Below are 11,974 nucleotides of genomic sequence, written 5' to 3' on the forward strand. Positions count from 1 at the left end.
GACAATCTGTGTGGACACTACAAAGGCAGGTTCTTTAAGGTAAGGAGGTGATCCAACCGCAGGTTCCCCTACGGTTACCTTGTTACGACTTCACCCCAGTCATGAATCACAAAGTGGTAAGCGCCCTCCCGAAGGTTAAGCTACCTACTTCTTTTGCAACCCACTCCCATGGTGTGACGGGCGGTGTGTACAAGGCCCGGGAACGTATTCACCGTAGCATTCTGATCTACGATTACTAGCGATTCCGACTTCATGGAGTCGAGTTGCAGACTCCAATCCGGACTACGACGCACTTTATGAGGTCCGCTTGCTCTCGCGAGTTCGCTTCTCTTTGTATGCGCCATTGTAGCACGTGTGTAGCCCTACTCGTAAGGGCCATGATGACTTGACGTCATCCCCACCTTCCTCCAGTTTATCACTGGCAGTCTCCTTTGAGTTCCCGGCCGGACCGCTGGCAACAAAGGATAAGGGTTGCGCTCGTTGCGGGACTTAACCCAACATTTCACAACACGAGCTGACGACAGCCATGCAGCACCTGTCTCAGAGTTCCCGAAGGCACCAAAGCATCTCTGCTAAGTTCTCTGGATGTCAAGAGTAGGTAAGGTTCTTCGCGTTGCATCGAATTAAACCACATGCTCCACCGCTTGTGCGGGCCCCCGTCAATTCATTTGAGTTTTAACCTTGCGGCCGTACTCCCCAGGCGGTCGACTTAACGCGTTAGCTCCGGAAGCCACGCCTCAAGGGCACAACCTCCAAGTCGACATCGTTTACGGCGTGGACTACCAGGGTATCTAATCCTGTTTGCTCCCCACGCTTTCGCACCTGAGCGTCAGTCTTTGTCCAGGGGGCCGCCTTCGCCACCGGTATTCCTCCAGATCTCTACGCATTTCACCGCTACACCTGGAATTCTACCCCCCTCTACAAGACTCTAGCCTGCCAGTTTCGAATGCAGTTCCCAGGTTGAGCCCGGGGATTTCACATCCGACTTGACAGACCGCCTGCGTGCGCTTTACGCCCAGTAATTCCGATTAACGCTTGCACCCTCCGTATTACCGCGGCTGCTGGCACGGAGTTAGCCGGTGCTTCTTCTGCGGGTAACGTCAATTGCTGCGGTTATTAACCACAACACCTTCCTCCCCGCTGAAAGTACTTTACAACCCGAAGGCCTTCTTCATACACGCGGCATGGCTGCATCAGGCTTGCGCCCATTGTGCAATATTCCCCACTGCTGCCTCCCGTAGGAGTCTGGACCGTGTCTCAGTTCCAGTGTGGCTGGTCATCCTCTCAGACCAGCTAGGGATCGTCGCCCTAGGTGAGCCGTTACCCCACCTACTAGCTAATCCCATCTGGGCACATCTGATGGCAAGAGGCCCGAAGGTCCCCCTCTTTGGTCTTGCGACGTTATGCGGTATTAGCTACCGTTTCCAGTAGTTATCCCCCTCCATCAGGCAGTTTCCCAGACATTACTCACCCGTCCGCCACTCGTCACCCGAGAGCAAGCTCTCTGTGCTACCGTTCGACTTGCATGTGTTAGGCCTGCCGCCAGCGTTCAATCTGAGCCATGATCAAACTCTTCAATTTAAGTTTGATGCTCGTGAATTAAACTTCGTAATGAATTACGTATGTTCACTCAGAGACTTGGTATTCATTTTTCGTCCGAGGACGTTAAGAATCCATGTCACTTTGAGTGCCCACACAGATTGTCTGATAAATTGTTAAAGAGCAGTTGCGACGCGGCTTACAGCTCACCGTCGCGAGGTGGCGTATATTACGCTTTCCTCTTTCAGAGTCAACCCTGAAGTTCAGGATTTTTTCTCTTCAACCGACCGGGTTAACTGTGAAGTGATTCACATCCGCCGTGTCGATGGAGGCGCATTATAGGGATCCCAATTTTTAGCACAAGTACTTTTTGGATCTTTTTTTCCAACTGTCGATTTTCCGCGCTTTTCGCTGAAATCCCACCCAATATGCTTAAATATTGACGCTTTTTGCCTTGCCTCGATCCAATAATATGATCAAGTCTTCTATATAGTGCTCATCGTTCGAGGTAGATATGTCCGCAGTATTACGTCCTTATAAAGATCTTTTCCCCCAAAAAGGCGATCGCGTGATGATCGATGCCAGCAGCGTGGTCATCGGCGATGTTCGAATGGCCGATGACGTCAGTATCTGGCCGCTCGTCGCCATCCGGGGGGATGTAAACCATGTGACCATTGGTGCACGCACCAATATTCAGGACGGTAGCGTTCTGCACGTAACCCACAAATCCTCCTATAACCCCCAGGGCAATCCACTCATCATTGGAGAAGATGTCACCGTCGGCCATAAAGTGATGCTTCACGGCTGCACTATTGGTAATCGGGTTCTTGTTGGCATGGGGTCGATTTTGCTGGATGGCGTCATTGTAGAAGATGACGTGATGATTGGCGCAGGCAGCCTTGTTCCCCAGAACAAAAGACTGGAGAGCGGCTATCTCTATTTGGGAAGCCCGGTAAAACAGATCCGCCCCCTGAAGGAGGCAGAGATCGAAGGATTAAAATATTCGGCGAATAACTACGTTAAATGGAAGAATGACTATCTGAGTCAGGATACCCAGACCCAACCCTGATCGTCTTCCTGCTGATCGCGGATTAAATCGCTGGCTTCCTCTTCAAGATCCCAGCGATTTTCACAAAACACCTCTAACGGGTCTGAACCACCAAAGCGACGCAACAGCGTTTCCCCACGAATGGCACAGGTAAGTTGCATTCCATGCACCAGCACCGGGAAACAGACCGCCTGTTTACTCTCGTCCCAGCTTTCCCTGTCCGGAAAATGAATTGCCTGATTCACGCCGTGAGCTCCCTTTTCAGCTTTTCAATGACCGGTTCGACCAAAGGCAATACACCGTGCCAGAGCAGCACCGCGTGTGCTGCCTGTCCCACCAGCATTCCCAGCCCATCGGCTACGTGTTTTCCGCCGTGCTGTTCACACCAGTTCAAAAAAGGTGTCTTCCCTTTCTGATAGAACATGTCGTAGAAGTAAATATGGGCACTTACCAGCGAAGCAGGGATCGCCGGCACGTCACCACCGATACCGCTGGAGGTGGCGTTGATGATCAGATCAAACTCACGATCGGCAAGTTCATCCAGGGCGACCGCGCTCACGCTGCCGGTATGTGCGAACAACGCAGCCAGCGCTTCTGCCCGCGAGAAGGTCCTGTTTGTAATGGTCACCGCGCAATCCAGTGACAGCAGAGGCAGCAATACTCCCCGCGACGCTCCGCCCGCACCAATCAGCAGAACCCTGAAACCAGGTTTAATAAACGAGAGCCTTTCCAGATCGCTCAGTAACCCAATTCCGTCAGTGTTATCTCCCAGCAGGCGTCCATCCTCAAGCCGTTTTAAGGTATTCACTGCACCCGCAAGGGAAGCACGCTCGGTGAGTTCATCCGCACGTTCGAAGGCTTCCTCTTTAAACGGTACCGTTACATTCGCACCTTTGCCACCCGCGTTGAAGAAACCCTCCAGCGCAGGAATAAATGCATCAACGGGTGCCAGCACGCGGCCATAGGGATGATTTATTTGCAGTTGCTCGGCAAACAGTTGATGGATTAACGGTGACTTGCTGTGTGCTATCGGATTACCAAAAACAGCATAGGTTTCCATTGGATTACCCCTGGCGAAAACGTTCGCCGGTCAAGGCGTCGCGGATTTCAGACGGATTGAGGCGCCCTCCCGTCTCACCGACGGCAACCGGGAAATCATTCCCAAACTGCGCCCGTACTTCGTCGGTTGTGCGGCAAGGTGGCTGCCCGGTCAGATTCGCGCTGGTTGAGACCAGTGGTTTCCCAAAGGCCAGGCAAAGCTCGACCACCAGCGGATGGTCCGTTACGCGCACGGCGAGGGAATCAAAGCGCCCGGTCAACCAGCGCGGCGTTGTCGGCTTCGCCGGGAAAACAAAGGTCACGGGGCCGGGCCATGCTGAGAAAATAGTCTCCCGCTGCTCCGGCGTTAGCATGGAATCATCGATATAAGGCTTAAGCTGCTCATAGTTAGCAGCGATTAAAATAAGCCCTTTTTCGACTGGCCTCTGTTTAAGTGTGAGCAGTCGGCCAACGGCCGTTTCGCTGTCAGGATCGCAACCGACCCCAAAAACAGCTTCAGTTGGATAGGCGATGACTTCTTCATTTTTCAGGACATCCACCGCATGAGCAATGGAGCCTGATGGCAGGTTATTCTTCACTGTTTTGATCCGCCGGAACCGGCTTTCCACATTGTTTACTGGCGCAGAAGCGTTTCAAACCTTGCGCCGCTTTTTTCTCTATAAGTAGCGGATAATTGCAATGAGAGCAGACACCCGCTACCGGTTTGAAATTGATAACAAACTGACATTCAGGATAGCGATCGCAGGAATGAAAGGTCTTACCAAAACGAGAACGGCGCTGCACGAGCTGTCCACGCTGGCATTGAGGACAGGCAATAGCCGTTTCATCAGGTTTATCAATTTGTTCTGTATGTTCACATTCAGGATAGTGGCTACAGCCAATAAACATGCCGAAACGGCCCTGACGTAGCGCTAACTCGCCGCCGCAAAGAGGGCAAAGCTGTCCCTCCAGAATTTTGACGATATGTCCATCCGCCTGGCTTTTCAGGGGACGGACATAATCACATTCCGGATAGTGGGAACAACCGAGAAACGGGCCGTGTTTCCCGGACCGAATAACAAGTTCAGCCCCGCACTGCGGGCAGGGCTCATTTTTATGCACCGTGAATAGTGCTGATTTGGCCATAACAACTCTTGGTGCTGCACATTGAATTAATGCAGCATACCTTCATTCACTTCAAAGAGTAATTCTTCCATTTGCTGATAGGCATTTTCACAGCCTGGAATATTAAACAGAACCATCAGGATGACCCACTTGAGGTCTTCCAGTTCGAAGTCTGCCGTATCCAGCGCCATAACGCGCTCTATCACCATCTCTCTCGTTTCGAGGTTTAGCACCTGAATCTGCTCAAGGAATAAAATGAACCCCCGGCAGCTCGCGTCCAGCCTTTCACACTCTTCAGCTGTGTAGATGCGCACAGACAATGGGTCAGAAGCTAACTGCATCGGTTCAGCGAGGCCTTCCTGATAATCAGCCAGTTTTTCCAGCCACATCAACGCATTATAGATATCTTCCCGCTCAAACCCCGCATCGGTAAGATCCTGTGTCAATTTGTCCTGATCCACTCGCATTTCTGCTTCGTTATGGATGTAAGTCTCAAACAAATACATCAGTACGTCGAACATGGCTTGCCCTCCTTAATCGGACATAGCCGCCGGGTACAGCTGCGATCCATCCTGCTAACTCCAGTTCGAGTAGCTGTGCTACCGTAACTGGCACAGGTTGGCCGGCACGTTCAGCGACAACGTCAACAGGTGTTACCTCATCTCCTACGTTAGCCAGGAGCTTGGGAAATGGCAATGCCACCTTTCCCTGATCTGATGAATAATGTCGCTTTTCGGGATCTTCCTGCAGCCATTGCAATCCATATTGCAAATTTTCAAGAATGTCCCTGACTTCCGTTACCGGTGTTGCACCCTGCTTTATCAGCCAGTGCGGCCCTTCGCATCCCGGGTTACCAATTGGGCCGGGTAAGGCAAACACGTCTCGCCCCTGCTCAAGCGCGCACCGTGCGGTCACAAGCGAACCGCTGCGTACCGCTGCTTCAACCACGAACACCCCCTGACTTAGCCCGCTGATAATTCGATTACGCCGGGGGAAGTGTCCCGGCCGGGGCTGCGCTGACAGCGGAAACTCAGACACTATCGCGCCACCAGAATCGATAAGCCGCGCAGCCAGCGCCTGATGCCGACGAGGATAAATACTAAAGAGACCGTTACCCAGCACCGCGACGCTACGCCCTTTTGCCGATAGCGCAGCGTTGTGGGCGACACCGTCAATTCCGCAGGCCAGCCCGCTGGTGATCGTTAAACCACTTTGAGAAAGCTGTTCACAGAGAATTTTTCCCCATCGCTCGCCGTACCATGACGGCGCGCGGCTGCCAACAACCGCCAGTTGAACTGCATTCAGTACATTAGGGTTGCCTTTAACAAAGACTGCGCCTGGATAATCCGGGATCGTCCGGAGTAAGGGGGGATAAAGGGGATGATCCGCCGTGATCAGATAGTTACCCGGCTGCTCAAGCCAGAGCAGGCTACTTTCCAGCTCACGTTCTCTGAGCGCAAAGAACCGTGCAGCCTGTTTGACAGACAGACCGGCGTCTCTGACAACAGGACCATCAATGGTTGTCTGGTTGTGCAATCGTGCTGCCGCTTCCAGCATCACATCGCCATAAAGAGAACCGGTGTGTATTAACCGTAGCCATAACTCAGTCGACGTCATCCTTTCCCCTGCCATAAGCGGCCTCCGCAATCATTGCGATTGGTCACTGATGCTGTCAATCGATGGGGGTTTTGTCTAGAATAGGAGATAATATTCTTATCAACTCCTGAACACGACTCTGGAAATTTATGGCAGTTTTGCAAGTGTTACATATTCCGGACGAGCGCCTTCGCATCGTCGCTGAACCGGTAAAAGAAGTGAATGCAGAAATTCAGCGTATCGTTGATGATATGTTCGATACCATGTACGCCGAAGAAGGTATTGGTCTTGCGGCCACTCAGGTCGACATTCACAAGCGTATTATCGTGATCGACGTATCTGAAAATCGCGATGGCCGCCTGGTGTTAATCAATCCTGAGCTGCTCGAGAAGAGTGGCGAAACAGGTATTGAGGAAGGTTGTCTGTCTATTCCGGAACAGCGTGCTTTAGTGCCGCGCGCCGAAAAAGTGAAAATTCGCGCCCTGGATCGTGACGGCAATCCGTTCGAACTGGAAGCTGACGACCTGCTGGCGATCTGTATTCAGCATGAGATGGATCATCTGGTCGGTAAACTGTTTATCGATTATCTCTCGCCGCTGAAGCAGCAACGAATTCGTCAGAAAGTAGAGAAACTGGATCGTTTGCGTTCTCGCGCATAACGTCCCCCCGGATACAAGGATCATCGTGTCTAAATCACTACGTATTATCTTCGCGGGAACCCCTGATTTTGCAGCGCGTCATCTTGACGCGCTGTTATCTTCTGGCCACCAGGTTGTTGGCGTGTTTACCCAACCGGATCGCCCGGCTGGCCGTGGTAAAAAACTGATGCCAGGTCCTGTTAAGGTGCTGGCAGAAGAGCATGGGTTACCTGTTTTCCAGCCAGCATCCTTGCGCCCTCAGGAAAACCAGCAGCTTGTCGCTGACCTGAATGCCGATGTAATGGTGGTGGTGGCTTACGGTTTAATTCTGCCAAAAGCTGTGCTTGATATGCCTCGCCTGGGTTGCATTAACGTGCATGGTTCTCTGCTTCCACGCTGGCGTGGGGCAGCACCTATTCAGCGCTCTTTATGGGCGGGTGATGCTGAAACGGGCGTCACAATCATGAAGATGGATGTAGGTTTAGACACCGGTGACATGCTTTATAAACTGGCCTGCCCCATTACGGCCGAGGATACCAGTGCCACCCTGTATGACAAGCTGGCAGAGCTTGGCCCGCAAGGGCTGATTGAAACCCTCCAGCAGATTGCGAATAATACGGCGAAACCTGAAGTTCAGGATGAAGCGCTGGTCACTTACGCTGAAAAACTGAGTAAAGAAGAAGCCCGGATTGACTGGTCTCTGTCAGCGGCTCAACTTGAACGCTGCATTCGCGCCTTTAATCCATGGCCGATGAGCTGGATGGTTATCGACGAGCAGCCGGTGAAAGTCTGGAAAGCCTCCCTTATTGACGGTCACACAACGGCTGAGCCCGGTACGATTATCGACGCCAGCAAGAACGGTATTCAGGTAGCTACCGCACAAGGGATCCTGAATCTGGAATCGCTACAACCTGCGGGTAAGAAGGCGATGAGCGCACAGGATTTGTTAAATTCTCGTCGCGAATGGTTTATCCCGGGCAATCGCCTTGCCTGACCTCATTTAATTTTAGCGCCCGGTGTTTCCGGGCATTTTTATTTTTACGGTTATGAAAAAACAAAATTTACGCAGTATGGCGGCTCAGGCCGTTGAGCAGGTTGTCGAGCAGGGCCAGTCATTGAGCAATATCCTGCCAGCTTTGCAGCAAAAAGTGTCCGACAAAGACAAAGCCCTGCTTCAGGAGCTCTGTTTTGGCGTCCTGCGCACGCTTTCTCAGCTCGAGTGGCTGGTTAATAAGCTGATGTCACGTCCAATGACCGGCAAGCAGCGCACCGTGCATTATTTGATTATGGTTGGCTTCTATCAGCTTCTTCACACGCGTATCCCGCCTCATGCCGCACTGGCTGAGACAGTGGAAGGTGCCGTTGTGATTAAACGTCCTATGCTGAAAGGGTTGATTAATGGCGTTTTGCGCCAGTTCCAGCGACAGCAGGAAGAGCTTCTGGCTGAGTTCGGGCAAAGTGAAGCACGTTATCTGCATCCTGACTGGCTCCTGAATCGCCTTAAAAAAGCCTGGCCAGAGCAGTGGCAGGCAATTGCCGACGCGAATAATCAGCGTCCGCCGATGTGGTTACGCGTCAACCGTAATCACCATACGCGCGACGCCTGGCTGGCTTTACTGGAAGAGGCTGGAATGAGCGGCTTCACACATGAAGCATATCCTGACGCTGTGCGTTTAGCCTCTCCTGCTCCGGTACATGCTTTACCTGGTTTTGATGAAGGCTGGGTGACCGTACAAGATGCTTCCGCGCAGGGCTGCATGGCCTGGCTGGAACCTAAAAACGGCGAGCACATCCTCGATCTCTGCGCCGCGCCAGGCGGTAAGACGACGCATATTCTGGAAGTGGCTCCTCAGGCAAACGTCATGGCCGTGGATGTCGATGAGCAGCGTCTTTCACGCGTCTATGACAACCTTAAGCGCCTGAGAATGAAAGCGCAGGTTAAGCAAGGCGATGGCCGCAAACCCGCAGAATGGTGTGGTGAAACGCAATTCGATCGCATCTTGCTGGATGCTCCCTGCTCGGCAACCGGCGTTATTCGTCGCCACCCGGATATCAAGTGGTTGCGTCGCGATCGCGATATCAAGGAACTGACCCAACTGCAATCCGACATTCTTGATGCCATTTGGCCACACCTGAAGCCAGGAGGCACGCTGGTCTATGCGACCTGTTCGGTCCTTCCGGAAGAAAACAGTCAGCAGATTGCAGCCTTCCTTAAACGTACCCCGGATGCAGTGCTACACGACACGGGCACGCCTGAATGCCCAGGCCTGCAGAATCTGCCGGCCGCTGAAGAAGGTGATGGCTTCTTTTACGCTAAGCTAATCAAAGAGTGATGTTGAGAACAGGTCACGAGATATGAAGATAATCATTCTGGGTGCCGGACAGGTTGGTGGGACGCTGGCTGAAAACCTTGTTGGCGAAAATAATGACATCACGATTGTCGATACCAATGGCGATCGGCTGCGTGTTTTACAGGACAAATTTGACCTTCGCGTCGTGCAAGGTCATGGCTCGCACCCGCGTGTCCTGCGTGAAGCGGGCGCCGACGATGCTGACATGCTGGTTGCGGTGACCAGTTCTGACGAAACCAACATGGTGGCATGTCAGGTGGCCTATTCGCTGTTCAACACGCCGAACCGGATCGCGCGCATCCGCTCCCCGGACTATGTCCGGGATGCAGAGAAGCTGTTTAATTCCGAAGCGGTCCCTATCGACCATCTTATCGCTCCAGAACAGCTGGTTATCGACAATATCTACCGCCTGATCGAATATCCTGGTGCGCTGCAGGTGGTGAACTTCGCCGAAGGTAAAGTGAGCCTGGCGGTCGTTAAGGCCTATTACGGCGGCCCATTGATCGGTAATGCGCTCTCCACCATGCGTGAGCATATGCCGCATATTGATACCCGCGTTGCAGCCATTTTCCGCCATGACAGGCCAATTCGCCCACAGGGTTCAACCATAGTCGAGGCAGGTGATGAAGTCTTCTTCATCGCGGCATCTCAGCATATTCGCGCGGTAATGAGCGAACTGCAGCGTCTCGAAAAACCGTATAAACGCATTATGCTCGTTGGCGGTGGTAATATCGGCGCGGGACTGGCGCACCGGCTGGAAAAAGACTACAGCGTGAAGTTGATCGAGCGCGATCAACAGCGCGCGGCTGAGCTGGCTGAAAAGCTGCAAAACACCATCGTGTTTTATGGCGATGCCTCTGATCAAGAGCTGCTGGCAGAAGAGCATATTGATCAAGTTGATCTGTTTATTGCTGTCACTAACGACGACGAGGCGAACATTATGTCCGCCATGCTCGCCAAACGTATGGGGGCAAAAAAGGTCATGGTGCTTATTCAACGCCGCGCCTACGTTGACCTCGTGCAGGGAAGCGTTATTGATATCGCGATATCACCGCAGCAAGCAACCATTTCAGCCCTGCTGAGCCATGTTCGTAAGGCGGATATTGTTGGCGTATCTTCCCTTCGCCGCGGTGTGGCTGAAGCCATTGAGGCCGTTGCTCATGGTGATGAAACCACATCACGCGTTGTGGGCCGCGCTATCGATGAAATTAAACTGCCACCGGGAACAATTATTGGTGCCGTGGTGCGTGGAAACGACGTGATGATTGCGAATGATAATTTACGTATCGAGCAAGGCGACCACGTCATTATGTTCCTTACCGATAAAAAGTTTATTACCGACGTCGAACGTTTATTCCAGCCAAGTCCATTCTTCCTGTAATCACTCAGGTGCTTATAAAAGAGCACCTGATTATTAACCCTCTTATTCCCATGCCTTTTATTTTTCATAACGATTAATTATCCCCAATGGAAATTAACTAATCATTTGTTAAACTTATAATCGTCAGTTGGCTCAAGGAGAAGAAAATGAGTTTAGTTAAAGAATTTCGCGAATTTGCGATGCGCGGGAATGTGGTGGATCTGGCAGTGGGTGTCATTATCGGTGCAGCGTTCGGTAAGATCGTTTCATCACTGGTAGCCGACATTATTATGCCTCCCCTCGGGCTGTTAATCGGGGGCATTGATTTTAAACAGTTTGCCGTGACGCTTCGGGATGCACAGGGGGATGTCCCTGCCGTTGTTATGCATTATGGCGTTTTCATTCAGAACATATTTGATTTCGTGATCGTGGCGTTCGCCATTTTTATGGCTATCAAGCTTATCAATAAGCTTAACCGTAAAAAGGCTGAAGAACCGGCTGCGCCGCCTGCTCCGACAAAAGAAGAAGTGTTATTGACTGAAATTCGCGATCTGTTGAAAGAGCAAAATAACCGCTCTTAATCAGGCGTTGAAAAAAGGAAGGCCAGTGGTAAAAAAGCGATTCGCTTGCTTGCCACTGGCCTCCCAGTTACCCCGTTTTGCATGTTTCCCTTTTCGTAAATAACTCCCTTTTCCTTTTTTATTCGTCTCAATACGCTGCCTGAAAAGCGGGTCGTGGAGCAGTGCCTCAATGGCATTGTCCTGAATTTGCCCTTTCGTATGCTGATAGCGGCTCATAATTTCTCCTGAGCATGGTGTATGTCGACGGGAGTCTAGTCCCGGATGAAGTAAAAATCAACAGCCCTGGGTTCCACTGGCCCCCTGTTCAAGGGCTTCAAGAATTGAACAATAAATACTGCTATGAGCTGTACCGCAGCAGGCGTCATTCAACCGTTGCAGAGAACGCTGCATGGTCTGCAGTTCCTGTATACGCGCTTCAACTTCATCAAGCCTTGCCTGTACGATGCTCTTCGACTCCTGGCAAGTATGGTGTTCAGGATCGATGCGGATCGAAAGTAACTCGCGGATCGAGTCCAGCGTGAAACCGAGCTGGCGAGCGTAGCGGATAAACCGTAAGCGCTGCAGGTCATGATCGGTATAGAGTCGAAATCCACCTTCAGTACGAACCTCGTGATCAATCATCTGCTGCTTTTCGTAATAGCGGATAGTGTCCGGCGTTACGTTAGCAAGCCTGGCAAGTTCACCGATACGGTACATGG

13 protein-coding genes, 1 rRNA gene and 1 pseudogene are annotated in these 11,974 nt (G+C 51.9%); 6 read left to right on the forward strand and 9 right to left on the reverse strand.

The window, feature by feature from the left end:
* Nucleotides 1–40: 40 nt before the first annotated feature.
* A 16S ribosomal RNA gene (locus BH714_RS13215) occupies nucleotides 41–1,581 on the reverse strand.
* 472 nt (nucleotides 1,582–2,053) lie between these two features.
* Between BH714_RS13215 and BH714_RS13220 the strand changes: the two genes are divergently transcribed.
* Complete coding sequence (locus BH714_RS13220; protein ID WP_040018166.1) at nucleotides 2,054–2,608, forward strand: gamma carbonic anhydrase family protein; 555 nt, start codon at nucleotides 2,054–2,056, stop codon at nucleotides 2,606–2,608.
* Here the strand turns inward: BH714_RS13220 and BH714_RS13225 are convergent.
* Genes BH714_RS13225 through dprA form a run of 6 tightly spaced genes read right to left on the reverse strand, consistent with a single transcriptional unit; the run spans nucleotide 2,584 to nucleotide 6,367 of the window.
* A complete protein-coding gene (locus BH714_RS13225) occupies nucleotides 2,584–2,832 on the reverse strand; it encodes a DUF1488 family protein (RefSeq protein WP_014171883.1) in 249 nt (82 codons plus the stop codon). The two genes, BH714_RS13220 and BH714_RS13225, sit on opposite strands and share 25 nt — an antisense overlap.
* The gene (gene aroE, locus BH714_RS13230; RefSeq protein ID WP_025202893.1) at nucleotides 2,829–3,647 is read right to left on the reverse strand and encodes a shikimate dehydrogenase; all 819 of its coding nucleotides are present in this window, start codon (nucleotides 3,645–3,647) and stop codon (nucleotides 2,829–2,831) included. The genes BH714_RS13225 and aroE overlap by 4 nt, the downstream gene beginning before the upstream one ends.
* 4 nt (nucleotides 3,648–3,651) lie before the next feature.
* The gene (tsaC, locus tag BH714_RS13235; protein WP_020882978.1) at nucleotides 3,652–4,224 is read right to left on the reverse strand and encodes an L-threonylcarbamoyladenylate synthase type 1 TsaC; all 573 of its coding nucleotides are present in this window, start codon (nucleotides 4,222–4,224) and stop codon (nucleotides 3,652–3,654) included.
* Nucleotides 4,214–4,771 carry a DNA topoisomerase family protein gene (locus BH714_RS13240; RefSeq protein ID WP_040018167.1) on the reverse strand — a complete coding sequence of 186 codons (558 nt, stop codon included), beginning with the start codon at nucleotides 4,769–4,771 and terminating at the stop codon, nucleotides 4,214–4,216. Before BH714_RS13240 ends, tsaC begins: the two co-directional genes overlap by 11 nt.
* A 26-nt stretch (nucleotides 4,772–4,797) precedes the next feature.
* Nucleotides 4,798–5,271 carry a DUF494 family protein Smg gene (gene smg, locus BH714_RS13245; protein ID WP_014171887.1) on the reverse strand — a complete coding sequence of 158 codons (474 nt, stop codon included), beginning with the start codon at nucleotides 5,269–5,271 and terminating at the stop codon, nucleotides 4,798–4,800.
* Nucleotides 5,243–6,367: a DNA-protecting protein DprA gene (dprA, locus tag BH714_RS13250; protein ID WP_040018168.1), complete on the reverse strand. Its 1,125-nt coding sequence runs from the start codon at nucleotides 6,365–6,367 to the stop codon at nucleotides 5,243–5,245. The genes smg and dprA overlap by 29 nt, the downstream gene beginning before the upstream one ends.
* Before the next feature lie 128 nt (nucleotides 6,368–6,495).
* Between dprA and def the strand changes: the two genes are divergently transcribed.
* From def to mscL, 5 genes are all read left to right on the forward strand, one after another.
* A complete protein-coding gene (gene def, locus BH714_RS13255; protein WP_008503479.1) occupies nucleotides 6,496–7,005 on the forward strand; it encodes a peptide deformylase in 510 nt (169 codons plus the stop codon).
* 25 nt (nucleotides 7,006–7,030) lie between these two features.
* The gene (gene fmt, locus BH714_RS13260) at nucleotides 7,031–7,978 is read left to right on the forward strand and encodes a methionyl-tRNA formyltransferase (protein ID WP_014171889.1); all 948 of its coding nucleotides are present in this window, start codon (nucleotides 7,031–7,033) and stop codon (nucleotides 7,976–7,978) included.
* 52 nt (nucleotides 7,979–8,030) lie between these two features.
* Nucleotides 8,031–9,317 carry a 16S rRNA (cytosine(967)-C(5))-methyltransferase RsmB gene (gene rsmB / locus BH714_RS13265; RefSeq protein WP_040018172.1) on the forward strand — a complete coding sequence of 429 codons (1,287 nt, stop codon included), beginning with the start codon at nucleotides 8,031–8,033 and terminating at the stop codon, nucleotides 9,315–9,317.
* A gap of 22 nt (nucleotides 9,318–9,339) precedes the next feature.
* Nucleotides 9,340–10,716: a Trk system potassium transporter TrkA gene (gene trkA / locus BH714_RS13270; RefSeq protein ID WP_014171891.1), complete on the forward strand. Its 1,377-nt coding sequence runs from the start codon at nucleotides 9,340–9,342 to the stop codon at nucleotides 10,714–10,716.
* Between the two features lie 146 nt (nucleotides 10,717–10,862).
* Complete coding sequence (mscL, locus tag BH714_RS13275; RefSeq protein WP_014171892.1) at nucleotides 10,863–11,276, forward strand: large-conductance mechanosensitive channel protein MscL; 414 nt, start codon at nucleotides 10,863–10,865, stop codon at nucleotides 11,274–11,276.
* Here mscL and BH714_RS13280 read toward each other — a convergent pair.
* Together BH714_RS13280 and zntR are read right to left on the reverse strand one after the other, a co-directional pair.
* Nucleotides 11,167–11,492: pseudogene (locus BH714_RS13280) on the reverse strand (alternative ribosome-rescue factor A). The gene mscL and the pseudogene BH714_RS13280 overlap by 110 nt on opposite strands.
* A gap of 57 nt (nucleotides 11,493–11,549) precedes the next feature.
* The gene (gene zntR, locus BH714_RS13285) at nucleotides 11,550–11,972 is read right to left on the reverse strand and encodes a Zn(2+)-responsive transcriptional regulator (RefSeq protein WP_014171894.1); all 423 of its coding nucleotides are present in this window, start codon (nucleotides 11,970–11,972) and stop codon (nucleotides 11,550–11,552) included.
* Between the last annotated feature and the right edge of the window lie 2 nt (nucleotides 11,973–11,974).

Source organism: Enterobacter ludwigii (assembly GCF_001750725.1).
Lineage (GTDB): Bacteria > Pseudomonadota > Gammaproteobacteria > Enterobacterales > Enterobacteriaceae > Enterobacter > Enterobacter ludwigii.